This is a genomic window from Nonomuraea ceibae (assembly GCF_019396325.1).
Taxonomy (GTDB): Bacteria; Actinomycetota; Actinomycetes; order Streptosporangiales; family Streptosporangiaceae; genus Nonomuraea; species Nonomuraea ceibae.
The window spans coordinates 1-24,262 of sequence record NZ_JAHKRO010000107.1 but is presented as its reverse complement, the minus strand read 5'-3'; the positions used below and the strand labels follow the sequence as shown (position 1 = coordinate 24,262).

General features: G+C 73.0%; 20 protein-coding genes. 7 read left to right on the top strand and 13 right to left on the bottom strand.

The window, feature by feature from the left end:
• Positions 1–14 precede the first annotated feature (14 nt).
• The 3 genes from KME80_RS39940 to KME80_RS39930 form a co-directional block, all read right to left on the bottom strand.
• Positions 15–698 (bottom strand): response regulator, encoded by a 684-nt coding sequence (locus KME80_RS39940; RefSeq protein WP_219514710.1) that lies wholly within the window; start codon positions 696–698, stop codon positions 15–17.
• A complete protein-coding gene (locus tag KME80_RS39935; protein WP_308126122.1) occupies positions 695–1,852 on the bottom strand; it encodes a sensor histidine kinase in 1,158 nt (385 codons plus the stop codon). The genes KME80_RS39940 and KME80_RS39935 overlap by 4 nt, the downstream gene beginning before the upstream one ends.
• A gap of 80 nt (positions 1,853–1,932) precedes the next feature.
• Positions 1,933–2,793, bottom strand: coding sequence for a RecB family exonuclease (locus KME80_RS39930; protein WP_219514707.1), 861 nt, complete (start codon positions 2,791–2,793; stop codon positions 1,933–1,935).
• Positions 2,794–2,951: 158 nt separating this feature from the next.
• Between KME80_RS39930 and KME80_RS39925 the strand changes: the two genes are divergently transcribed.
• Positions 2,952–4,088: a site-2 protease family protein gene (locus tag KME80_RS39925; RefSeq protein WP_308126121.1), complete on the top strand. Its 1,137-nt coding sequence runs from the start codon at positions 2,952–2,954 to the stop codon at positions 4,086–4,088.
• A gap of 228 nt (positions 4,089–4,316) precedes the next feature.
• Complete coding sequence (locus KME80_RS39920; protein ID WP_219514705.1) at positions 4,317–5,897, top strand: FHA domain-containing protein; 1,581 nt, start codon at positions 4,317–4,319, stop codon at positions 5,895–5,897.
• 95 nt (positions 5,898–5,992) lie between these two features.
• On the opposite strand, the gene KME80_RS39915 is transcribed toward KME80_RS39920, so the two are convergent.
• Together KME80_RS39915 and KME80_RS39910 are read right to left on the bottom strand one after the other, a co-directional pair.
• Positions 5,993–6,553 carry a hypothetical protein gene (locus KME80_RS39915; protein WP_219514697.1) on the bottom strand — a complete coding sequence of 187 codons (561 nt, stop codon included), beginning with the start codon at positions 6,551–6,553 and terminating at the stop codon, positions 5,993–5,995.
• Between the two features lie 117 nt (positions 6,554–6,670).
• Positions 6,671–7,777, bottom strand: coding sequence for a GNAT family N-acetyltransferase (locus KME80_RS39910; RefSeq protein ID WP_219514696.1), 1,107 nt, complete (start codon positions 7,775–7,777; stop codon positions 6,671–6,673).
• 55 nt (positions 7,778–7,832) lie between these two features.
• Here KME80_RS39910 and KME80_RS39905 point away from each other — a divergent pair, with 55 nt between their 5' ends.
• The 3 genes from KME80_RS39905 to KME80_RS39895 all read left to right on the top strand — a co-directional run bounded on the left by KME80_RS39905 (position 7,833) and on the right by KME80_RS39895 (position 11,629).
• A complete protein-coding gene (locus tag KME80_RS39905; protein WP_219514694.1) occupies positions 7,833–8,684 on the top strand; it encodes a tRNA (adenine-N1)-methyltransferase in 852 nt (283 codons plus the stop codon).
• A gap of 204 nt (positions 8,685–8,888) precedes the next feature.
• Complete coding sequence (arc, locus tag KME80_RS39900; RefSeq protein ID WP_219514687.1) at positions 8,889–10,652, top strand: proteasome ATPase; 1,764 nt, start codon at positions 8,889–8,891, stop codon at positions 10,650–10,652.
• Between the two features lie 62 nt (positions 10,653–10,714).
• Positions 10,715–11,629, top strand: a complete 915-nt coding sequence (locus KME80_RS39895) for a LysR family transcriptional regulator (RefSeq protein WP_219514685.1) — start codon at positions 10,715–10,717, stop codon at positions 11,627–11,629.
• Between the two features lie 52 nt (positions 11,630–11,681).
• On the opposite strand, the gene KME80_RS39890 is transcribed toward KME80_RS39895, so the two are convergent.
• The 5 genes from KME80_RS39890 to KME80_RS39870 all read right to left on the bottom strand — a co-directional run bounded on the left by KME80_RS39890 (position 11,682) and on the right by KME80_RS39870 (position 16,933).
• Entirely contained in the window at positions 11,682–12,650 is a 969-nt protein-coding gene (locus KME80_RS39890; protein ID WP_246646525.1) for a serine hydrolase, read from the bottom strand.
• 194 nt (positions 12,651–12,844) lie between these two features.
• Positions 12,845–14,473: an N-acyl-D-amino-acid deacylase family protein gene (locus KME80_RS39885; protein ID WP_219514683.1), complete on the bottom strand. Its 1,629-nt coding sequence runs from the start codon at positions 14,471–14,473 to the stop codon at positions 12,845–12,847.
• Positions 14,470–15,231 (bottom strand): amino acid ABC transporter ATP-binding protein, encoded by a 762-nt coding sequence (locus KME80_RS39880; RefSeq protein ID WP_281427413.1) that lies wholly within the window; start codon positions 15,229–15,231, stop codon positions 14,470–14,472. Before KME80_RS39880 ends, KME80_RS39885 begins: the two co-directional genes overlap by 4 nt.
• Positions 15,228–16,067 carry an amino acid ABC transporter permease gene (locus KME80_RS39875; RefSeq protein ID WP_219514681.1) on the bottom strand — a complete coding sequence of 280 codons (840 nt, stop codon included), beginning with the start codon at positions 16,065–16,067 and terminating at the stop codon, positions 15,228–15,230. Before KME80_RS39875 ends, KME80_RS39880 begins: the two co-directional genes overlap by 4 nt.
• Positions 16,064–16,933: an ABC transporter substrate-binding protein gene (locus tag KME80_RS39870; RefSeq protein ID WP_246646524.1), complete on the bottom strand. Its 870-nt coding sequence runs from the start codon at positions 16,931–16,933 to the stop codon at positions 16,064–16,066. The genes KME80_RS39875 and KME80_RS39870 overlap by 4 nt, the downstream gene beginning before the upstream one ends.
• A gap of 139 nt (positions 16,934–17,072) precedes the next feature.
• On the opposite strand from KME80_RS39870, the gene KME80_RS39865 reads away from it, so the two are divergent.
• Both KME80_RS39865 and dop read left to right on the top strand, forming a co-directional pair.
• Positions 17,073–18,197, top strand: a complete 1,125-nt coding sequence (locus KME80_RS39865; protein ID WP_219514673.1) for an acyltransferase family protein — start codon at positions 17,073–17,075, stop codon at positions 18,195–18,197.
• An 85-nt stretch (positions 18,198–18,282) separates the two neighbouring features.
• Positions 18,283–19,797, top strand: coding sequence for a depupylase/deamidase Dop (dop, locus tag KME80_RS39860; protein ID WP_246646523.1), 1,515 nt, complete (start codon positions 18,283–18,285; stop codon positions 19,795–19,797).
• A gap of 9 nt (positions 19,798–19,806) precedes the next feature.
• Here the strand turns inward: dop and KME80_RS39855 are convergent, their stop codons facing one another.
• From KME80_RS39855 to KME80_RS39845, 3 genes are all read right to left on the bottom strand, one after another.
• Positions 19,807–22,443 (bottom strand): helix-turn-helix transcriptional regulator, encoded by a 2,637-nt coding sequence (locus tag KME80_RS39855; protein WP_219514666.1) that lies wholly within the window; start codon positions 22,441–22,443, stop codon positions 19,807–19,809.
• A gap of 208 nt (positions 22,444–22,651) precedes the next feature.
• Entirely contained in the window at positions 22,652–23,254 is a 603-nt protein-coding gene (locus KME80_RS39850; RefSeq protein WP_219514664.1) for a GAF domain-containing protein, read from the bottom strand.
• Positions 23,244–24,113, bottom strand: a complete 870-nt coding sequence (locus KME80_RS39845; protein ID WP_219514662.1) for a S8 family serine peptidase — start codon at positions 24,111–24,113, stop codon at positions 23,244–23,246. The genes KME80_RS39850 and KME80_RS39845 overlap by 11 nt, the downstream gene beginning before the upstream one ends.
• Positions 24,114–24,262 lie beyond the last annotated feature (149 nt).

The window sequence follows — 24,262 nt, the reverse complement described above, 5'->3', positions numbered from 1 at the left end:
TCCCGGCCCGCGGGTCAGGACAGGGCGCCCGGCGTGATCAGGCCCGTCTCGTACGCGAGCACGACGGCCTGCACCCGGTCGCGCAGCCCCAGCTTCGTCAGCACGTTGCCGACGTGGGTCTTGACCGTGGTCTCGCTCACCACGAGCTTGGCGGCGATCTCCGCGTTGGACATGCCCTTGGCGATCAGCCGCAGCACCTCCAGCTCCCGGTCGGTCAGCCGGTCGAGCCGCGCCGGGGTGGCCTGCTCGTAGGCCGGGGGCAGCCGGGCGGCGAAGCGGTCGAGCAGCCGCCGGGTCACGCTCGGCGCCACGATCGCGTCGCCCGCCGCCACCACCCGGATCGCCTGCACCAGCTCGTCCGGCGGCACGTCCTTCAGCAGGAACCCCGACGCGCCCGAGCGCAGCGCCTCCACGATGTACTCGTCGAGGTCGAAGGTGGTCAGCACGAGCACCTTCGGCACGTGCGCCGCCGGCGCCGCCTCGCGCACGATCCGGCGGGTCGCCTCGATCCCGTCGACACCCGGCATGCGGATGTCCATCAGCACCACGTCGGGCAGCAGCGCCCGGGTCTGCTCCTGCGCGCCGGTGCCGTCGCCGGCCTGGCCCACGACCGTGATGTCGGGCTCGGCCTCGAGAATCAGGCGGAAACCGGTGCGCAGCAGCGGCTGGTCGTCGACCAGCAGGACTCTGATCGTCATCGCTCGTCCTTCAACGGGAACCTCGCCCGCACCTCGAAACCGCCCCCCGACTTCGGGCCCACGTCAATGATCCCACCATAGAGGGCCACGCGTTCGCGAATGCCCACCAGCCCGTGCCCGGGCGGCCGGGCCCCGGCCGCCGCGCCCAGGCCGTCGTCCTCGACCCGTACGTCCAGCTCGCCCGGCGCGTGGCGGACCGTCACCTCGGCCCGGGCGCCCGCGCCCGCGTGCCGCAGGCTGTTGGTCAGCCCCTCCTGGACCAGCCGGTAGGCGGCCAGGTCGACGCCCGCCGGAAGCGGCCGCCCGGCCTCGCCGTGCACCGACAGGCCGGTGTCGAGACCGGCCTCGCGCATCTGCTCGACCAGCGCGGGCAGGTCGCGTAGGCCCGGCTGCGGCCCCAGCTCGGCCCGCGTGCCGGCGCGCAGCACGCCCACCAGGTCGCGCATCTCGGCCATCGCGACGCGGCCGGTGTTCTCGATCGCCGACAGAGCCTCGCGGGCCAGCTCCGGATCGGAGGCCAGCACCTTGCGGGCGGCGGCCGCCTGCACCGTCATCACGCTCACGTGGTGGGCCACCACGTCGTGCAGCTCGCGGGCGATCCGCGAGCGCTCCTCGGCCCGCGCCGCCCGGGTGTCGGCCGCGTGCGCGCGCTCCAGCCGGGCCGCGCGGTCCTTCAGCTCGGCCAGGTAGGCGCGGCGCAGCCGCAGGCTCCGCCCGGCCCCCCACAGCGCGACCAGCACCACGATCACCACCAGGTGGTCGCTCCAACGGGCCGGCGTCACCGGCCCGGCCGACACCCCCACCGTGTAGACGGCCAGCGACAGCGTCAGCGCGCACAGCGCCGCCGCCAGCCCCCGGTGGGCCGCCACCGAGTAGAGCAGCACCAGCCCGGCGGGCGCGGCCGGCCCGAACCCGTAGCCGAGCGCGGCCAGCAGCGTCTGGGGCACCAGGCTCGCGCACAGGCCCGCCAGCGGCCACGACCTGCGCACGGCCACCGGCGCCGACATGAGCAGCACCAGCGCCACGCCGAACGCGTCGGGCGCGCGGGTCCACTCGGCGCGCGCGGCGCTCTGGAGCAGGAACAGCGGCACCGAACCCACGGCCACGAGCAGGGCCAGGACCGAGTCATGGAACGTCATTCGGCCGGTGCGCACCGCTTCACTGTAGGCCCAGGTGAGAGCCCGGAACCTCCTCCCCAAGAAGGATCCCGGGCCAGGACCGGGCAGGGAGGGGGCTACAGCTCGTCGCTGGCCGCCCGCCGGTTGCTCCGGACGGTGTCGCCGGGCTGGCGGTCGGGCACCGGCGGGGGAGTGCCGCCGAACTCCGGGCACAGCGCCTGGTGGTCGCACCAGTCGCACAGCCGGCTCGGCCGCGACCGCCACTCGCCGGTCTCCAGCGCCCGCTCGATCGCCGCCCACAGCGCCCGCACCTTGCGCTCGGTCGCCAGCAGGTCGGCCTCGTCGGGCGCGTAACGCAGCACCTCGCCCCGCCCGCCCAGGTAGACGAGCTGCAGCAGCCGGGGCACCTCGCCGCGCAGCCGCCACAGCACCAGCGCGTAGAACTTCATCTGGAACAGCGCCTTGGCCTCCCACTCCGGCCCCGGCGCGCTGCCCGTCTTGTAGTCGACCACCCGGACCTCGCCGGTCGGCGCCACGTCGAGCCGGTCGACGTAGCCCCGCAGCATCAGCCCGCCGTCGAGCACCGCCTGCACGTAGAGCTCGCGCTCGGCGGGCTCCAGCCGGGTCGGGTCCTCCAGCGTGAAGTAGCGCTCCAGCATCGCCCGCGCCTGCGCCAGCCACTCGGCCCGCTCGGCATCGTCGGCGAACATCTCGCCGTAGAGCGGCTCCTCGGCCAGCAGGCGCTCCCACTGCGGCTCCAGCAGCTCCAGCGCCGCCTGCACCGACCGGCGCGGCGCCGGCAGGTCGTAGAGCCGCTCCAGCACCGCGTGGACCACGGTGCCGCGCACCGCGGCCTGCGACGGCTTCTCCGGAAGCTGGTCGATCACCCGGAACCGGTAGAGCAGCGGGCAGGTCATGAAGTCGCCCGCCCGGGACGGGGAGAGGGCTCCGATGATCACCGGCTCGGTCAGCGTCATGCACCGCACTCTAGGTCACCGGCCCGACATAATACGGCGGCGAGTCCTGGATCACGTGGTCCGGCGCGTAGCATCAAGGGCAGCGGCGGCATCCGGTGATGCGGCCGGTGACGCGGCCCATGATGCGGCCGGTGGCGGCGTGGACGGCGAGGAGTGCGGTGAGCGAGCAGAGCCCGCGGCAGGAGTTCTCGGGCATCCGGATGGGGAAGCCCTTCGGGATCCCGGTTTACGTGTCGTGGACGTGGTTCATCGTCGCGGCCTTCATCACCTGGCTGTTCGGCGACACCGTGCGCGACATGCTGCCGCACCTGTCCAGCGGCGCCGCCTACGCGGTCGCGTTCGTCTTCGCGGTGCTCCTGTACGTGTCGGTCCTGCTGCACGAGCTGGCCCACAGCGTGCTGGCCAAGGCCTACGGGCTGCCGGTGCGCCGCATCACCCTCTACCTGCTGGGCGGCGTGTCGGAGATCGAGAAGGAGCCGCCCACGCCCGGCAAGGAATTCATGGTCGCCGCGGCGGGCCCGGCGCTGTCGCTGGGCCTGGCCGGGATCGGCTACGCCGCCGACGAGTTCCTGATCAACGGCGGGGGCATCCCGGAGGTGCTCATCTGGCAGCTGTGGGTGTCCAACCTCATCGTGGGCGTGTTCAACCTGCTGCCCGGCCTGCCGCTCGACGGCGGGCGGCTGCTGCGCGCCGGTGTGTGGAAGCTGACCAGCAGCCCCGGCGCCGGCACGGTCGCCGCCGCGTGGGGCGGCCGGATCCTCGCCGTGGCGCTGGTGGCGATCCCGTTCGCGATGTCCACGATGTCCGGCCAGGAGCTCGACCCGCGCGACCTGATCTGGCCGTTCGTGCTGGCCTCCTTCATCTGGGTGGCCGCCGGGCAGTCGCTCAAGGCGGCCCGGTTCCGGGCCCGCATCCCGCAGCTCAACGCCCGCGGGCTGGCGCGCCGGGCGATCCCGGTGACGGCCGAGACGCCGCTGGCCGAGGCGCTGCGGCAGGCCGCCGAGAGCCGGGCGGGCGCGCTCGTCGTGGTCGACCACGACGGCAGGCCGCTGGCGATCGTCAACGAGTCGGCCGTGCAGGCCACCCCCGAGCACCGGCGGCCCTGGGTCGACGTGGGCGCGCTGGCCAAGTCGCTGGAGCCGTCCGTGGTGCTGGCCGCCGATCTGGAGGGCGAGGCGCTCATCGACGCCATGCGCGAGGCGCCCGCGGGCGAGTACCTGCTCGTGGAGCGGGGTGGGGAGATCTACGGGGTGCTCGCCACCGCCGACGTCAACCGCGTCTTCATCGGCGTCTGATTTGTCCCACTCGTCTAAGCGACCGGCCCCGGATAATGTCATTGATCGGGACGCCGGAGTTTCGATGCTGCGACGTCTGGCCGATAGTGTGCTGTTTGCCCGAGCTTGCACAGTTGGGGGGCGGCGCGACGGCCTCGCGTCCGGGATGCGTATGAGTGCCGTCATACCGTCGGCTTTCGGTAAGGAGAGTTGAGTGACCGAGCGCAGCACGGTCATGGGGGAGGACTCATGACTGACCACGGCTTCGGGACCGTGCGCCCGCTTCCCGGCGACGGCCTGGTCGCCTATCTGGGCGGCCTGCTGCTGGTGTGCGACGCGGACGAGGCCGCCGGCACCGGCCTGATCGAGGCGCTGCGCGAGACGGCCGCCTCCGGCGGCGACGGCAGGGCGCTGGCCCGGCGCGCCGCCCAGGTCCTCGCCGCCAACATGGCCGGCGACCCGGCCACTTGCGCGGTCGCGGGCCCGGTCGGCGGCGGCGTGGCCGTCCTGGTCAGCGGCTCGGCCTCGGCCACCGTCACCACCGCCTCAGGCGAGACCCGCCTGGCCGGCAGCGACTCCCTCACCTGGTCCGACCGGCTCATCGCCGGCCCCGTCGAGCGGATCGAGCTCAGCCTCCCCGGCGCCCGCGACCCGCACCCGGCCGTCGGCTTCTCCGGCGGCGTCGTGCACGGCGGCGGCATCACGGCCGCCCCCGGCGACGCGGACGAGCCTGGCGAGCCCGCCGGCAGCCGGTCCGGCGCCGACGAGCGCTCCGAGCGGGCCGAGCGCTCCAGGTCGCTCACCAGCGAGATGCCCAACACGGCCCTGCACATGGAGCCCGACCTGCTGCCGCGCGCCGAGCCGCCGGCCCAGGCCCCGCCCTACCCGCTGTCCGGCCCCGAGCCCGGCCCGCCCTCGGGCCCGCAGTTCCGGCCGCAGCCGCCGTCGGCGCCCCACCACCCCGGGCCCCAGCCCCAGCCCCAGATCCAGTCGCAGCCTCAGCCGCCGTCGCAGCCGCACCTCGCGCCACCGGGGGCCGAGCAGCCGGGGCCGCCGGGCCCGCCGCCGTTCCCCAGCCACGACGAGCCCGCGCCCGCGCCGGGCAACGGCACCGTCCCCGAGTACGAGCAGGCCCCGCCGCAGCAGGAGCACTTCGAGCCAGGCCCGCCGCTGATGGGCCCGCCCTCGCTCGACCCGCCGTCGCACCTGGGCCCGCCGCCCGGAGACCACCCGCCGCACCTCGGCCCGCCGCCGGAGCCGTTCGACCAGCCGCAGGGGCCGCCCCCGCCGTTCGACCCGCAGGGGCACCCACAAGGGCACCCGCAGCCCGGCCACGAGCAGCCCGACCACGGCGACCGGCCGCTCGTCTACGGCGTCGACTGCACCAACGACCACTTCAACGACCCGCGCGCCCCCTACTGCGCGGTGTGCGGCATCGCGCTCGTGCAGCGCTCGCTCGTCCCGTACAAGGGGCCGCGCCCGCAGCTCGGCGTGCTCGTGCTCGACGACGGCACCGCGCTGCCGCTCGACAGCGACTACCTGCTCGGCCGCGACCCCGAGCGGGCGCCCGAGGTGGCCGGCGGCAACGCCCGCCCCGCCAAGGTGACCAGCCCCGACGGCTCGGTCTCGCGGCGGCATCTGCGGGTGGCGCTCGACGGCTGGGACGTCAACCTGGTTGACCTCGGCTCGGTCAACGGCACCCAGATCCAGCCGCCCGGCGACCCGAACTTCTACGACATCCCGCCCAACGAGCCCGTCACGATCGCGCCCGGCACGACCGTGCGCGTCGGCGTCTCACGGACGCTGCGTTTCGAGGCCCACCGCGGCTGAACCGTTTCCCGGCGCGCATTCACCACGCGGCTCTGCCCGCGCCGGGAAACGCCGTACAACCGGTAAACGCCGGACGTACGGAAACGGCGTACGGGTCAATCCGGGCCGGTTACGGGCGGCCGGATCCGCTGTTGCGGACGTACGGGAACGCGGGGGCGGCGGGGCGGTGTGAAGGCCTGCACGCCGCGCAGCAGGCGGGTGGCCGCCTCCAGGTCGCCGGCGGCCTCCAGGGCGCGCCCGGCGGCGGTGGCGAAGCGGCCCAGCAGGTGTTCGTCGGCCGTGTCGAAGGCGCGGCCCGCCACCCACAGCGACACGTGGTCGCACGTCGTCAGCGGCACCGGCGTGGCCAGGAAGCCGGGCGCGCCCACCGAGGCGTCCCGGGCCAGGCACAGGGGCCCGTCCGCGGCGGCCAGCTCCTTCAGCACGCCCGACTCCGCCAGCCAGGCCCGCATCCGCAGCGGATCGCCCGGCGGCCCGTGCGTGTGGACGGCGTGCGCCTCCTCACGCAGCGGATCGCAGCGGACGAACCCCGCGTAGGCGGCGCGGGCGACCGTCGCGGCGGCGCGCGCCAGGCGATCGGTCAGCCCCGCCCGGTCCAGGCAGGAGAACGCGGAGATGAGCTCGCGCATGGCGACATGGACACGTTCGTCTGGCATCGTGACATCCCTCGGCTGAGGCGCTCAGGACCAAGCCGTTCGTTCACGCTGATTGCAGGGGCGGTGACTCGGAGTATCTTCCGCCGCGCGCCCCTTGGCCAGACCTCAAAGCGGTAATCAGGATTTCTCGCCCGCATCGGGACGCATCAGGACCCAGCACAGCTCGTCCGCGTGGCCGCCGCCGGCCTTCGGCAGGAGCTTGTGGCGCATCCCCTCACGGACGAACCCGGCGCGCTCCAGCACCGCCTGCGACGCGGTGTTGGACACCTCGGTGCCGGCGACGATCCGGTGCAGCGGGGTCTCGGCGAACGCCCACCCGGTCAGCAGGCGCACCGCCCGCGTCATGAAGCCCCGGCCGCGGAAGCGTTCGGTCAGCGAGTAGCCCACCATGGCCTGCCCGAACTCGGGGACGATCTGCACGAGCTGGATGTGCCCGGCGAACTCGCCCGTCCCGGCGTCCCTGATCGCCAGCTCGACCCGCTGCCCGGACACCCAGAAGTAGCCGGTGTAGCGGCAGCGGCGCTCGTCGTCGGCCGGGGAGTTGGCGGCGCCCACGCCGTACTCGGCCACGCTCGGCTCCTGGAGCATCCGGTGGAAGGCGCCGGCGTCGTCCACCGTCATCGGCGTCAGGCACACCACCCCGTCGGACAGCTCCCCGCCGGCGAAGAACGGCAGGAACGGCTCCCAGAGCCCGGCCGGGTCGCGGCCGATCCTGCCGAACGTCACCACGTCCGTCCGCCGCCCGTCGCGCAGCGTCTTGGCGTCGCGCCTGCGGCCCTCCTCGGTGAAGCCCGAGCGGTAGGCCGCCCGCAGGCTCGCCACGTTCTCCACCTCGGCCTCCAGCTCGACCCGCGCCACGCCGTGGTCGAGCAGCCAGTCGCTCAGCCCGCGCGCCGCCGCCGAGGCCACCCCCTTGCCGCGCGCCCACGGCGACACCAGGTAGCCGAGCCGCACCGTCCCCCACCTGTCGGGCGCGCTCACCCCGACGGCGCCCACGTAGCGGCCGTCCTGGGTGATCGCGAACTCCGCGGCGCCCTCGTCCCACTTCTCCTCCGCGCGAGCCAGGTACGCCAGCGCGTCCTGCCGGGTGTAAGGCGAAGGCAGCAAGGGGAGGAACCTGGCCGACACCGGATCGTCGCAGGTGGCGACGATGGCGTCGGCGTCGTCGGCGCCCGGGACGCGCAGCACCAGGGAGCCGACGGAGATCACTTCACGCGGGAACATCCCCCATTGATATCGCGCGTCCAGACGTGCTCGAAAGCCCTATAACCTTGCCGCCATGGGTTTCCGCAGGCATGGGCCGTTCCGGCCCGGGGATCAGGTGCAGCTCACCGACCCCAAGAACAAGCGCCACACGATCACGCTCAAGGAGGACGGCGTCTTCCACACGCACAAGGGCGCCATCCCGCACAGCGAGCTGATCGGTCAGCCCGAGGGCTCCGTGGTGCGCTCCTCCGGCGGCACCCAGTACCTGGCCTTCCGCCACCTGCTGCAGGACTACACGCTGGCGATGCCGCGCGGCGCGGCGGTCATCTACCCCAAGGACGCCTCGATGATCGTCGGCATGGCCGACATCTTCCCCGGCGCCCGGGTGATCGAGGCCGGCGTCGGCTCCGGCGCGCTGACGTGCTTCCTGCTGCGGGCCGTCGGCCCCGAGGGGCACGTGACCTCGTACGAGCGCCGCCAGGAGTTCGCGGACGTGGCGGCCAAGAACGTGGAGAAGTTCTACGGCGGCCCGATGGACGACAACTGGCGCCTGGTCGTGGGCGACCTCGTCGCCTCGATCGACGAGAGCGACGTCGACCGCGTCATCCTCGACATGCTGGCTCCCTGGGAGTGCGTCGACGCCGCCGCCAAGGCGCTCACGCCGGGCGGCGTGATCTGCTGTTACGTGGCCACGACCACCCAGATGTCGAAAACCGTCGAGGCCATTCGCGATCACGGGAGTTTCACCGAGCCTCAGGCGTGGGAGACCCTGGTTCGCGACTGGCATGTCGAAGGGCTCGCCGTCCGGCCCGATCACCGGATGATCGGCCACACGGGATTCCTCGTCTCCGCCCGTCGCATGGCCGACGGCGTGACCCCGCCGCCGCGCCGCCGACGACCGAAGGGGACGACCGAGGAACTATGACGATTTGGCCACGAGGGTGCGTTGGCGCGTGACACGGGAACAGATCACCGTGTGCATATGCTGGGAGTATTAAACGCACTATTGGGGATTATTCACCAAATACTGATTGTCACTGTACGAACACTGCCCGGCCAGGTTACGGAGGGGCCCGAGATAGGTAAGGTCCTAAGTAGTCGCCCTCGACTGGGAAGGAGGTGACGGGGCGTGGCAGCTCGCGATGATGCTGAGGCTCGAGCCGCGCAGCGCGAACGGGAGGTCGCTGATCTTTCAACACAGGTCTCCTTCCTCCAGGAGGAGATCACCGCGCTGAGGCGGAAGCTTGCCGAGTCACCCCGTCAGGCCAGAGTCCTCGAAGAGCGTCTCCACGAAGCGCAGGCTAACCTCGCGGCCGTGACCGGCCAGAACGAGCGCCTGGTGGCAACGCTCAAGGAGGCCAGGGATCAGATCGTCGCCCTCAAGGAGGAGGTCGACCGGCTGGCGCAGCCGCCATCCGGGTTCGGCACCTTCCTGGAGGCCCGGGAAGACGGCACGATCGAGGTGTTCACCGGCGGCCGCAAGCTGCGGGTGAACGTCAGCCCCGCCGTCGACGTCGACTCGCTGCGGCGTGGCCAGGAGGTCATGCTCAACGAGGCGCTCAACGTGGTCGAAGCACTCGGCTACGAAGAGGTCGGCGAGATCGTGATGCTCAAGGAGCTCCTCGACGAGGGCAAGCGCGCCCTGGTCATCTCGCACGCCGACGAGGAGCGGGTCGTGCGGCTCGCCGAGTCGCTCGTCGGCCAGCCCATCAGGGCCGGGGACTCGCTGCTCCTGGAGCCGCGCTCGGGTTACGTCTACGAGCGCATCCCCAAGTCCGAAGTCGAAGAGCTCGTGCTGGAAGAGGTGCCTGACATCTCCTACGAGGAGATCGGCGGCCTCATGCGGCAGATCGAGCAGATCAGGGACGCCATCGAGCTGCCCTATCTGCACGCCGACCTGTTCCGTGAGCACAAGCTCCGCCCGCCCAAGGGCGTCCTGCTCTACGGCCCGCCCGGCTGCGGCAAGACGCTCATCGCCAAGGCCGTCGCCAACTCCCTGGCCAAGCAGGTCGCGGAGAAGACCGGCCAGTCCGGCAAGAGCTTCTTCCTCAACATCAAGGGCCCGGAGCTGCTCAACAAGTACGTCGGCGAGACCGAGCGGCACATCCGCCTGGTCTTCCAGCGCGCGCGTGAGAAGGCCTCCGAGGGCACTCCGGTGATCGTGTTCTTCGACGAGATGGACTCGATCTTCCGCACCCGTGGCTCCGGCGTCTCGTCCGACGTCGAGAACACCATCGTCCCCCAGCTGCTGTCGGAGATCGACGGCGTCGAGGGCCTGGAGAACGTCATCGTCATCGGCGCCTCCAACCGCGAGGACATGATCGACCCGGCGATCCTGCGGCCCGGCCGCCTGGACGTCAAGATCAAGATCGAGCGGCCGGACGCCGAGGCGGCCAAGGACATCTTCTCCAAGTACCTGATCGCCGACCTTCCCCTCCACCCGGACGACCTCGCCGAGCACGGGCAGTCGCGCGAGGCCACCATCCACGGCATGATCCAGAGCGTCGTCGAGCGCATGTACACCGAGAGCGAGGAGAACCGCTTCCTCGAGGTGACCTACGCCAACGGCGACAAGGAAGTCCTCTACTTCAAGGACTTCAACTCCGGCGCGATGATCCAGAACATCGTCGACCGGGGCAAGAAGATGGCCATCAAGCAGTTCCTCGAAAGCGGCCAGAAGGGCCTGCGGGTGCAGCACCTGCTCGCGGCCTGCGTGGACGAGTTCTCCGAGAACGAGGACCTGCCCAACACCACCAACCCCGACGACTGGGCCCGCATCTCCGGCAAGAAGGGCGAGCGGATCGTCTACATCCGCACGCTCGTCTCCGGCAAGCAGGGCGCCGAAGCCGGCCGGTCCATCGACACCGTCGCCAACACCGGCCAATACCTGTAAGACCCCGAGAGGAGCCGCCGGCCGCGTCGAAAGCGCTGGTCGGCGGCTCCTATCGTGGGAGGGTGCTCAGCAGCAACCGCCTCCGCGTCCTCCTCGAGGTGTTCCGCGCCGGCAGCATCGCCGCCGCCGCCCGCGAGCTGAAACTGTCGCCCTCCGCCGTCTCCCACCAGCTCGCCCGCCTGGAGGGCGAAGCGGGCGTCGGCCTCGTCGAACGCAACGCGCAGAGCCTGCGCCTCACCGACGCCGGCCGCCGCCTCGCCCACCGCGCCCAGGAAGTCGTCGACATCCTCGAAGCCGCCGAGAAGGACCTGCGCGCCCAGGCCCGCGTCGACGCCGGGGCGCTGCGCATCGGCTTCTTCGCCTCCGCCGGCTACCGCCTCGTGCCCCTCGCCCTGTCGCGCTTCGCCAGCCGCTACCCGGCCGTCACCCTCGACCTCGTCGAAGGGCAGCCGTTCGAGCTCCTGACCGACCTCGAACGCGGCGCCCTCGACATCCTCGTCGTCTTCGAGCACGCGCTCGACCCGTGGGAGTGCCCCGAAGGCATCGAAGTGCTGCCGCTGCTCGACGAGCCGCAGCTCCTCGTCGTCCCCAACGGCCACCCCGCCGCCCGCCGGCCGCGCATCCGCCTCGCCGACCTCGCCGACGAGCCGTGGATCACCACGTTCGGCGCCGACCACCCCGTCTCCATCCTCGAACGGGCCGGCGCCCTCGAAGGCTTCACCCCGCAGATCCGCTGCCGCAGCGACCACTACGAGGTCACGATCGGCCTCGTCCGGGCCGGGCTCGGCGTCGCCCTCGTGCCCAGCCTCGGCCTGCACGGCGTCACCGGCGTCCAGATCCGCCGCCTTCAGACGCCCCAGCTGCACCGCCGCATCGGCGTCGCCCGGCGCGCCACCAACCCCAACCCGGCGGCCAAGTCCTTCACCGCCTACCTCCGCACCGCCGCCGCCCAGCTCCGCAACTCCCTGCCGAGCTGACGGCCCCGGGCGGCCCCTGTTTCTCGGGGGCGCGCCCGTACCGCAGGCTTCCCTACCGGGTCGCGGCGGCGGCGATCAGGGCGCCCGTGAGGCGGACCGCCCGCACCAGGTCCTGGTCCGAGCCCGGCGGGCCGCCGGCGAGGACCGCGTAGGCGAGCGGGCCCATGAGCCCCACGTCCGTACGGATGCCGTCGTCCGTGCCCGTCTTGCAGGCGACCCTGCCGCCCTCCGGATCATGCCCCAGCAGCGCCGGGACCAGGCCGTGGTCGGTGTTGGCCAGCATCCACTCGCGCATCAGCACCTGCCACCCGGCCGGGCCCGCCACCAGCGCCGCCAGCCCCGCCAGCTCCCCGGCCGTGCCGATCGCGAACGTCGCCGGATGCTCCGGGCCGCGCGGCTCCCTGATCCGGTCCAGCAGCCGCGTCCGGGTCAGCCCGAGCGCCGCGCCGGCCGCGTTCACCCGGTCCAGGCCGATGCGGCGCAGCAGCGCGTTCGTCGCCGTGTTGTCGCTCACCGCCGCCGTCATCAGGGCCAGGTCGCCGACCGTCCACGTACGCGCCGACAGGCCCAGCAGCAGGCCCGACCCGCCGCAGTAGTCGTCGTCGTGCACCCGCACCGGCTCGTCCGGGTCCAGGATGCCGCCGTCGACGCTCATCGCCACCTCGGCCAGCAGGAGCAGCTTCCCGACGCTGGCCAGCGGCAGCTCCACATCCTCGTTCAGCGACAGCTCCCGGTACGCCTGCCCGTACGCCTCAGGACCGGGCCCGTCGTCCGGCAGCGCGGCGCGGGCGGCCGGCTGACCGTCCCCCTCCGGAACCTCGCCGCCGGACGCCGGCGGCCTGCTCCCCTCGGGGGCGGGCCCGAACGGCACACCGGGCGGCGCGAGCGCGGCCGGCCGCACGGCCACGGCCAGCGTGCCGGGGCACGCCGCCGCGATCCGCTCCAGCGCCCCGCCGACCGCTGCCGAGCCGTCACCCGCCTGAGCCCCGGCCTCCACCACCGCGGCGACCTCCCGCAACAACCCCGCAACCTCCCGCGCGACCCTTCCGGCCAGAAGCCCACCCCCGGACGGCGGCGCGCCTCCGGACGGCGGCGCACCTCCGGATGGTGGCGCACCCCCGGATGGTGGCGCACCCCCGGGCGGTGGCGCACCACCGGACAGGGGCGCATCAAGGGGGCGCCCGGCGTCGGCGGGGGCCTCAGGGTCGGTGGGGGTCATGGGGTCACGATCCTTCCTGGGCGGGCGGGGGTGACCGTGTTGTCGCGGACCGCCACCTGGCCGGCGGTGACGACGAGGCGCAGGCCGGTGGGGGGCAGCAGCGGGTCGGTGTACGTGGCGCCGTCGGCGATCGTGGCGGGGTCGAACAGCACGAGGTCGGCGTGCGCCCCGTCGCGCACGACGCCACGGTCGCGCAGCCCGAAGCGGGCCGCGGCCATCCCGGTCATCTTGTGCACCGCCTCCTCCAGCGTCACCAGCCCCTGCTCGCGCACGTACCGGCCGAGGACGCGGGGGAAGGTGCCGGCCAGGCGCGGGTGGGGGTGGCCGGGTTTGGGCACCCCGTCGGAGCCGATCATGGTGAACGGGCTCGCCAGCACCCGCTGGACGTCGTCCTCGCGCATGGAGTGGCTGATGATGGTCACCTCGCCGTCCTCCGACAGCAGCAGGTCGGCGGCCACGTCGACGGGGTCGCCGCCGAGGTCGGCGATGGTGCGGCCCTCGACGGCCGGGTTGCGGGGGGCGCAGGCGACGGAGATGCGGTCCCAGCCGCCGTTGCCGACGGTGTTCTCCCAGCCGGGCACGCCGTCGGCGATCGCGCGGCGCATCAGGTCGCGCTGGCCGGGGTCGGCCAGGCGGGTGAGCAGCGCGCGGGTGCCGCCGTCGTTGGCCCACGGCGGCAGCATGGCCGCCAGGGAGGTGCTCGCCTCGGTGTAGGGGTAGACGTCGCAGGTGACGTCCAGGCCCTGCTCGCGCAGCTCGGCGATCCGCGCCAGGGTGCGGACGGTCCTGCCCCAGGCGTGGCGGCCGGCGGTCTTGTGGTGGGAGACGTGCAGGGCCGCGCCGCTGCGGCGGGCGATCTCGACGGCCTCCTCCAGCGCCTCCTCCACGCGGGCCATCTCGTCGCGCAGGTGGGTGACGTACGGGCGGCCGTGGCGGGCGGCGACGGCGGCCAGGGCGACCACCTCGTCGGTGCCGCCGTAGGTGCCGGGGGTGTAGATGAGGCCGGTCGACAGGCCGGTGGCTCCCGCGGCGAGGGCGTCGTCGAGCAGGCCGCGCATGACGTCCAGCTCGCGCGGGGAGGCGGGGCGGTCCTCGTAGCCGAGCACGCCCGCGCGCAGGGTGCCGTGGCCGACGAGGGAGCTGAGGTGGTTGGAGCGGGGGGCGGCCCGATGCGCCTCCGCAAACCCCTCGAAGTCCGGAAAAATCGGGACTCGTCCGCCGAAGGTGACCCGGCTCGACGCCCGCATCTCCGGCAGCCGCTCCGGCAGCCCCGGGAACAGCCCGGACCCGCAGTTGCCGCAGATCTCCGTCGTCACGCCCATCCGCACGGGCGCGACCGCCAGCTCCCACGCCTCCTCGCCCAGCAGCGTGACGGCGTCGGAGTGGGTGTGCACGTCGATGAACCCGGGCGCGACCACCAGCCCGGCCGCGTCCACGACCTCGGCCGCGTCCACGCGCCCGGCGGCGTCCACGCCCCCGGGCCCGCCGGTCGCGCCGGGACCGGCGGCGGCGCCGCGTTCGAGCACGGTGATCCGCCCGCCCGTCACGGCGACGTCCGCGCGGCGCGCCGGGGCGCCGGTGCCGTCGGCCAGCAGGCCGCCGGCGATCAGCAGGTCGGCGTTCACAGCACCTGCCCCAGGAACGCGCGGGTGCGCTCGTGCTGGGGGTCGGACAGCACGTCGCGTGGCGGCCCCTCCTCGACGATCATCCCGTCGTCCATGAACACCAGATGGTCGCCCGCCTCCCTGGCGAACCCCATCTCGTGCGTGACCACCACCATGGTGATCCCGCTCGTGGCCAGGTCCCGCATGACGCCGAGCACCTCCTGCACGAGCTCGGGGTCGAGCGCGCTGGTCGGCTCGTCGAACAGCATCACCTTCGGCTCCATCGCCAGGCTGCGCGCGATCGCGACCCGCTGCTGCTGGCCGCCCGAGAGCTGGGCGGGGTAGTGGTGGGCCCGGTCGGACAGGCCGACGCGTTCCAGCAGCGCGCCCGCCTGCTCGCGGGCCCGCTGCCGGGAGACGCCCTGCACGGTGCACGGCCCCTCCATCACGTTCTCCAGGGCCGTCATGTGCGGGAACAGGTGGAAGCGCTGGAACACCATGCCGATCTTGCGCCGCTGCCGGCACAGCTCGGCCGGCTTGAGCAGGTGCAGCTTCCCGCCCACCTCGCGGAAGCCCATGAGCTCGCCGTCCACCCAGATGCGGCCCGAGTCGATCGTCTCCAGCCGGTTCACGCACCGCAGCAGCGTCGACTTGCCGGACCCGGACGGCCCGACGACGCACACCACGCCGCCCTCGGGCACGTCGAGGCTGACGCCCTTGAGCACCTCCAGCGACCCGAACCGTTTGCGCACCGAGCGCACGCTCACCATGACACTCATCGTCCGGCCTCCCCGCGGCTGAACCTCTTCTCCAGGAAGTGCTGGCCCACGCTCGCGACGGTGGTCAGCACCAGGTACCACACCGACGCCACGACCAGCAGCGCGATCACCTCGAAGTTGCCCAGGTAGATCCGCTGCGCCACGGTCAGCAGCTCGGCGCCCGCGATCACCGACACCATCGACGTCGTCTTGAGCATCGAGATGAACTGGTTGCCCGTCGGCGGGATGATCACCCGCATCGCCTGGGGCAGCACCACGCGGCGCAGGATCTGCCGGTGGGACATGCCCAGCGCCTCGGCCGCCTCCCGCTGGCCGGGGTCGACGGACCGGATGCCGGCCCGGACGATCTCCGCCATGTAGGCGCCCTCGTTGATCGTCAGGCCGAGCGCGGCCGCGATGAACGGGGTGATGAGCACGTTCGCCTGCCACTCGACGAGCATCGGCCCGCCGAACGGCACCCCGATGCCGATCACCGGGAACACCAGGCCGACGTTGAACCAGAAGATCAGCTGCACCAGCAGCGGCGTGCCCCGGAAGAACCACGTGTAGAGGCCGGCGGCGCCGCGCAGCACCGGGCTGTCCGACAGCTGCATCACCGCCGCGATCACGCCCAGCGCGACGCCGATCACCATCGACAGCACGGTGAGCGCGATCGTGACGAGCAGGCCGCTCAGGATCCTGGGGTCGAACAGGAACGCGACGATCACGTCCCAGTGCAGGTTCTCGTTGACGATGATCGTGTACGCGAGCCAGGCCAGCGCCAGCCCGGCCAGGGCGGCGGCGACCACCCTGCCGGGCCGGGGCGGGCGCACCGCGTCGATCGGCAGTTCCGTCACGACGCGCCCGTGTTGATCGTCACCTTGGGCAGGCCGTTGGCGGCCACGCCGTAGGTGTCGAGGATGGCCTTGTAGCCGCCGCTGTCCATCAGCTCCTGAAGGCCCTTGGCGACGGCGTCACGCAGGGCGGTGTCCTTCTTGTCCACCGCGATGCCCCACGGCCCGGCGTCGTACTGCTCGGACAGGACCTCGTACCTGCCGGTGTCCTTGGCGTACATGTGGCCGACGGGGGAGTCGACGATGGTGGCGACGGTGCGGCCGGAGTCGATCGTCAGCAGGCCGGTCGGCGCGTCCTCGCTCTGCAGGATCTCCATCTTCTTGTCGCACTTGTCGTTCTGGCGCATGCCGATGTCGAGGTTGGAGCTGCCCTTGGCCAGGACGACCTTCTTGCCGCACAGGTCGGCGAGGGTCTTGATGCCTTCGGGGTTGCCCTTCTTCACCAGGATCGAGCCGCCGGCCTGGAAGTAGTCGACGAAGTCGACCGCCTGGCGCCGCTGCTCGGTGTCGCTCATGGAGGACATGGCCAGGTCCCACCGGCCGGCCTGGAGGCCGGGGATGAGGCCGTCGAAGGCCGCGTTCGTCACCTGGGTCTTGAGCCCGAGCTGCTCGCCGATGGCCTTGGCCAGGTCGATGTCGACGCCCGTCAGCTCCTGGGTGCCGGGCTTGTACATCTCCATCGGCGGATAGCCCTCCGCCGTGGCGACCCGCAGCACGCCCGTCTTGCGGACGTCCTCGGGGACGAGATCCTTCGCGCTCTTGCCGGTGGTGGGGGGTACGGAGGGCGCCGCCGCGCCGGAGGTGGACCGGCCGCAGCCCGCGCTCAGCAGGGCGACCGCCGCCACTGCGATGACCAGGTGATTTCGCATGGCCGACATGGTGACGAGCGGCACACCCCGGCCCCAACGACCGTGACGGCTTACGGCTCTCAGCCACGAAAATTTCGATGCTTGTTGTGACAGAAGTGAAGGAACGGAACCAAAGTGATCGTTGTGACGTCTAAGGGCCGTGCGTCAAGCGAACCGGCCGAAGCATGCTCGCGGGGACGGCCGGCTGGCCGAGCTCGACCTCCTGCGGTTCATCGCCGCCCTCGCCGTGCTGGCCTTCCACTACCTGATCGCCTACGCCTCGGTCTGGGGTGACCGGCCGGCCGAGCTCTTCCCCGCCGTCGCCCCGATCGCCGGGCTGGGCATCCTCGGCGTGGAGCTGTTCTTCGTCATCAGCGGATTCGTCATCCTGATGAGCGTGTGGGGGCGCGGGCTCGGCGCGTTCGCCCGCTCCCGGCTGGTGCGGCTCTACCCGGCGTACTGGCTCAGCCTGATCGCCGTGGCGGCCTTCTACGGGCTGACCGCCGCCAAGCCGCTCAACCCAAAACTTTCGCCAGGCGACTACCTGGTGAACGCCACCATGTTCCAGCGGCTGTTCAAGGTCACGGACGCGACGGGCGTCTACTGGTCGCTGTGGGCAGAGCTCCGCTTCTACCTGCTCATCTCGATCCTGGTGATCGCGGGCGTCACGTACGGCCGCGTGCTGGCCTTCTCGGGCGTCTGGCTGGTGGCCGCGCTGGGCGCCGAGCTGCTGGGGAACCCGCTGCTCAACGAGATCGTCATGCCCCGGTACGCGCCCTACTTCATCGCCGGCATGTCGCTCTATCTCATCCACAAGCACGGCAGCGCCTGGCTTCCCTGGCTCTACGTGGCCGGGTCGTACGGGATGTCGCTGCACGCCGCGCTCGAACGCGTGCACGGCCGGATCGAGCTCGCCGGGTTCAGGAACATGCCCGTCAGCGACGTCAGCGTGATCATCACGGTCACGCTGATCTTCGTCGTCATGTCGCTGGTCGCGCTCGGGCTCATGCGGGTGCGGGCGCGCCCGGCGCTGACCGCGCTCGGGGCGACCACCTACCCGCTTTACCTGTTCCACTCCGTGGTCGCGGCGGCCCTGATCCCCCTGCTCGTCGGGGATCTGCCCCCGCTCGCGGTGGTCGCGGTGACCACGCTGGCGGCCGTCGCGCTGTCGTACGCGATCTACCTCTTTGCCGAACGGCCCATCCAGCGGCTACTCAAGCCCCGCAGAACTCCACAAAGCACAACAACTCCCGCCGTACAGGTTGAAAAGGCGTCGGTGCCATAACTCTGTGACCCCGGGGCACTGTGAAGGGCATAGGCTCGGGCATATAAACGGCGGATAGACAGATCCGGACGAACAGAGGGTGCGCATGACGGTGCGTCGGGTGATGGGCATCGAGACCGAGTACGGCATCTCCGTACCCGGTCAGCCAGGCGCCAACGCGATGGTGACCTCCTCCCAGGTCGTGAACGCCTACCTGGCGGCCTCGGCGGCCAGGGCACGCAGAGCGCGCTGGGACTTCGAAGAGGAGAACCCCCTGCGCGACGCCAGGGGCTTCGACCTCGCCCGCGAGGTCGCCGACCCCACCCAGCTCACCGACGAGGACCTCGGGCTGGCCAACGTCATCCTGACCAACGGCGCCCGGCTCTACGTCGACCACGCGCACCCCGAATACTCCACGCCGGAGTGCACCAACCCCCGCGCCGCGGTCATCTGGGACAAGGCGGGCGAGCGGGTGATGTACGACGCCGCCCAGCGGGCCGGCGCGATCCCCGCCAACGCCCCCATCCAGCTCTACAAGAACAACACCGACGCCAAGGGCGCCAGCTACGGCTGCCACGAGAACTACCTGATGCGCCGGGCCACCCCGTTCGCCGACATCGTCCGCCACCTGACGCCGTTCTTCGTCTCGCGGCAGGTCGTCGTCGGCGCCGGCAAGGTCGGCATCGGCCAGGACTCACGCGGCGAGGGCTTCCAGATCAGCCAGCGCGCCGACTTCTTCGAGGTCGAGGTGGGCCTGGAGACGACGCTCAAGCGGCCGATCATCAACACCCGCGACGAGCCGCACGCCGACCCGGAGAAGTACCGGCGGCTGCACGTCATCATCGGCGACGCCAACATGTCGGAAATCTCCACCTACCTGAAGCTGGGGTCGACGGCGCTCGTCCTCGCCATGATCGAGGAGGGCTTCCTCAGCCGCGACCTCGCCGTGGAGAACCCCGTGCAGTCCCTGCGCGCCGTCTCCCACGACCCGAGCTGCCGCTACGAGATCCCCATGCGCGACGGCCGCAAGCTCACCGCCGTCCAGCTCCAGATGGAATACCTGGAGCAGGCCCGCAAGTACGTCGAGGAGCGCGGCACCGCCCAGGACGAGATGAACAAGGACGTCCTCGACCGCTGGGAGTCGGTGCTCACCCGCCTCGCCGAGGACCCGATGCAGCTGTCCAAGGAGCTCGACTGGGTCGCCAAGCTGGAGCTGCTGGAGGGCTACCGCAGCCGCGACGGCCTCGCCTGGTCGCACCCCCGCCTGCAGCTCGTCGACCTGCAGTACTCCGACATCCGCCCCGACCGCGGCCTCTACAACCGCCTCGTGGCGCGCGGCCGCATGCAGCGCCTCATCACCGAGGACGAGGTCGAGCGCGCCGTCGAGAACCCGCCGACCGACACCCGCGCCTACTTCCGGGGCCGCTGCCTGCGCCAGTACAGCGACTCCGTGGCCGCGGCCTCCTGGGACTCGGTCATCTTCGACATCCCGGGCCGCGAGTCCCTCCAGCGTGTTCCCACGCTGGAGCCGCTGCGGGGCACCAAGCAGCACGTCGGCGAGCTGTTCGACCGCTGCCGCACCGCCGCCGACCTGGTCGCCGCCCTCACCGGCGGCGAGTGACCGGCGGGCTCAGCCCTCCGGGCCGCTGCCCAGCACCTGCGCGAGCCCGTGCCGTCCGGAGACGCCGAGCTTGGCGTACACCCGGCCCAGGTGGTTGTTGACGGTCCGCAGCGACAGGCCGAGCCGGCCGGCGACCTCGCGGGCCGGCAGCCCGGCGGTGACCAGCTTGGCGACCTGGAGCTCCCGGGGCGTCAGCGACGCCTCGCTGCCCGTCAGGTCCGTCAGCGGCGTCCGCACGGCCCCGCACTCGGCGAGCCGCTCCCTGGCGAAGGCGAGCGCGGTCTTGGCCGCCGTGCGCCGCCCCGCCCTGGCGTGCAGCCGGTGCGCCGTCGCCGCCGCCTCGGCCGCGTGCAGCAGGTGGCCCGTGTGATACAGCGTCTCGGCCGCCGCCGTCAGCTGCCGGGCGTCGTCGGTGGCCAGCGCGGTGGACGCCCGCGCGAACGCCGCCGCCGCGGGCGCCGCCGTCTCCCCGGCGATCCGGTGCAGCCGGGCCGACACCTCCCTGGCCTCGCCGAAGCGCGCCGCGTCGAACAGCGCCAGCGCCTCGACCATCGGCGACTCGGCCTCCCGTGCCGCCTTGGCCGCCTGCATCGCGTGGTTCGCGGCGCCCAGCAGGTCGAGCGCGGCGGCGGCGGCCCACGCCCGGTTGCGCTCGATCCACGGGTCGAACAGCGCCCCCGGCGGCGGGGGACAGCCGTCCATCCGGCTGAGCCAGGCGTCGGCCTGCACCGTGTCACCCGCCATCGCGTACGCGCCCGCCAGCTCGGCCAGGTAGACGCCGCGCAGCCGCAGCGGGTCGTGCTCGCCGAGCAGCACGACGGCCTCGCGCAGCGCCTGCTGGGCCGGCGCCACCCGGCCCTGCGCCTTGGCCACGAAGCCGCGCACGACCGCCCACACGCCGACGACCGGCGCGGTCAGCTGGCCCTCGACGGCCTCCCGGTAGCCCGTCTCCACGTCCTCGGCGGCGGTGGTGAGCGCGCCTCCCAGCAGCAGCGCCAGGCAGCGGGCGGCGCCCACCTGGGCCCGCGCCCACGGCGACACCGCCCGGCCCGCCGAGGTGACCGCCACGCCGCGGGCGTACGCGGCCTCGGCCCGGTGGGTGTCGCCCATGAGCCCCGCCGCGAGCTGGACGGCCGTGGCGGCGCGCACCGCCGCCTCGGCGGGCAGCGGGTCGGCCGGCCCGAGCAGCGCCGTCCCGGCCGCCAGGGAGCGCCTGACGTGCCCGTCGAGCAGCATCGTCCAGGCCCGCACCGCCTCCGCGGCCCGCTCGCCGCCCGGGTCCTGCGGGTCCGGCGTGACCTGGCGGCGCCAGTAGCCGATCTTCTCGCGGAGGATCGCCCGGCGTCCGGCGCGTTCGGCGTCGCGGCACTGCTCGGCCGCCGGGAGCAGGCCCGCGGCGTCGGCGTGGCGTCCCTGGTGGCACAGGACCTCGGCCAGCGTGAGGGCCGCGTCCACGCCGCCCCCGGCGTCCAGCGAGGCGGTGGCCAGCCGTTCTGCGGCCTTCAGCTCCAGCCGTCCCGCGGTGCGCTGCGCGGCGTGCAGCAGCTCGCGCGCCGACGTGCCGAGACCGGCGTTGAGCCGCGCGACGGCCAGGTCGAGCGCGTCGTCCTCGCGGCGGCCCGGTAACGCGGCCAGCTCCCGGGCGAGCCGCCCCCAGATCGCCCGGGCCTGGGCGCGCGGCATGCGGGCGCGCAACACCTCGCCGTAGGCGGGGATCGTGAGCCGGGTGCGCTGCCGCGCCCCGCAGAGCTCTACCGTGACCAGCCCCTGCCGTTCGGCCTGCGCGACCGCGGCGGGCCCGGCCAGGCGTTCGAGCACCCGCTGGCCGAGCGGCTCCTGGCAGGCCAGGGTCTCCAGCACGCCCAGCACGGCCGGGTCGCCGACCTGCATCTGCGCCTCCAGGAGGTCGCCGAGCCGCCCCGTGACCCGCACCTGCTCGCCCAGGTGCCACAGGCCGTCGACGCGGTGCAGCACCGCGCCCTCCAGCCCGGACTGCACCAGCTCGCGCAGCACCAGCGGGTTCCCGGCCGACAGGCGGCGCAGCGTGCGCCGGGTGACGGCGTCCAGCGGCCCGCCGAGCGCGCGTTCGAGCAGCGTGTCGACGTCGTGGTCGGCGAGCGGGCGCAGCTCGACGCGCCGGGCCAGCCGTTCCTTCCACAGCGCGGTCACCACGTCGGGCGCGGGCTGCCCCTGCCGGGCGGTGAGCAGCACGAAGGCGCGCGTGTGCAGGGCGAGCCGGTGGACGAGCGCGGCCGAGACGCTGTCGAGCAGGTGGGCGTCGTCCACGACGAGCACCGGGCGCTCGGCGGCGGGGGCGCTGAAACGCTCCACGATGCGGTCGAAGACCACCCGGGTGCCGTGTGCCGCGCAGTCGCTCAGCGGCGCGAGGTGGAGCAGCGCGCCCAGCGGGATCGCCGCGGCGGCGGCGGTGGCGCCGGCCCAGGCCACCGGATGTCCCGCCGAGGCCAGCCGGGCGAGCGCCTCCGCGGCCAGCCGGGTCCGGCCGGCCCCCGGCGGCCCCACGACCACCACGCCGCGCACCTCCGCCCGCGCCGCCGCCTCCGTGGTGGTGCGCAGCGCGGTGGCGCGTCCGACGAACGGCCATGCGTTCCTGGGGAGTGCGTCGTGCGGACGGCTGGCTCCCATGTCGTCCTTTCAGAGTGAGTCGTGCCAGGAAGCAAGGGGCCGGGAGGGTGGGGGTGCCGGTGGGGGAGTGATCACTTCCGCCTTCCCTGAGAACAAACGGCAAAACGGAGTGATCGTGACATAGCTCTTAGTGGACGTAAAGATCGCTCTCGTATGTGGAAAGAGACCCGCCGTCACACCGCCTGGTGACGGCGCCGCGGCCCGGCCGTCACGGCCCCAGCAGGTCGTCGGCGAGCGCCAGCAGGCGCACCGCCGTCGCGTCGGGCGGCCGCGAGGACGCCGACAGGCGCTCGCCGATCCGGCGCAGCAGGTCGCGCGGATCGGCCGGCGGCTCGGCGCGCCGCCCGGCCCGGATGCGCAGCAGCAGCTCCAGGGCGCAGGCCGCCTGGGTGGCGAACAGCCCGAGCAACTCCATGTCGTCCAGCTCGCTGCGCGAGGCCGTGCGGTCCAGCACCTCCAGGACGCCGACGCACTCCTCGAAGCGGATCAGCGGCGCCGCCATGATCGTGCGCGGCACGTACCCGGTGGACTCGGCGGCGTCGCGGGCGAACGGCGCGACCTCGGCCACGTCGTCCGCGACCATCGGCTGCCCGCTCGCCGCCACCCAGCCGGCGATCCCCGTCCCGGCCGGGAACCGGCTGCCGACCAGCTCCTTCTCGCCCTCGCCCGACACCGCCTCGAAGATCAGGTCGCCGGTCTCCGGCTCCACCAGGAAGATGGAGGCGGCGGCGGCGCCGAACATGTGCCGGGCCACTTCAACGACCGACTGCAGCAGCCGGCGCTCGGTGCCGTCGATGTCGTCAGGAGACATGGGCCTCTCCGCTGTGAGTCAGGGTGTTGTCGGCTGCCAGATAGAGCACGGTCTTGAGCTGGAACGGCGTCAGCCACGGATGCTTGCCCAGGATGAGCGCGCAGATGCCGGTGATGTGCGGGGCCGCGAAGCTGTTGCCGGTGCTGCGGATCTCCCGGCCGCCCGGCCACGCGACGGGCACCTTGACGCCGCGCGCGTGGAACTCCGCGGGCGGCGCCGGGTTGTAGTAGTACGTCATCGGGTCGGGCAGGTCGTGGCTGGCCACCGAGACCACCGAGGAGAACGTCCACGGGTAGCTGAGCACGGGCATGTTGTGCGCGGCGGCCACGAGCAGGCAGCGCCGGAAGTAGGCGCGGTCGGCCAGCTCGTGCAGCGACTCGCGGAAGCCGGACCTGGTCGTCGACAGGCTGAGGTTGACCAGGTCGAAGCCCTCCTCGATGGCCCAGCTCAGCCCGGCCACGAGCGCGTCGCCGGAGCCGGTCTTCCCGTCGGTGAGCACCCGCACCGAGGTGAGCGACACGCCGGGGGCGATCGACCGGATCACCCCGGCGCAGGCGGTGCCGTGCCCGGCCGGGTCGGCGGGTTCGCACTCGGCCACGACCGGCCTGCCGTCGTCCCCGCCGACGACGTGCAGCGACCGCTCCAGCCCGCCGATCCTCGGATGGTCGGCGGCCACGCCGGTGTCCAGCACGCACACCCGTACACCCGAGCCGTCGGACCCGCCCCACGCCCACTCCTTGCTCACCCCCGACAGCGGGCTGACGTCGAAGGGCTCGGGGGACTGCCGCCGGGTGGACAGGCCCCACGCGGGCACCCCGGGGAACTGGGCGGGCCGGTCCCTGCGCCAGGGCGGCGTCATGGTCACGGCTCCTCCCACCAGTCGCGGATCCTGCGGGCGGGCAAGCTCGCTCCTTTCGTGAGGTACGCCTCGATCGCCGCGCGGGCGGCGGCGGCCGGGTCGCGCCCGGCGGCCCGGTCGGCCCTGGCGAGGTCGGCCAGGACGTCGCC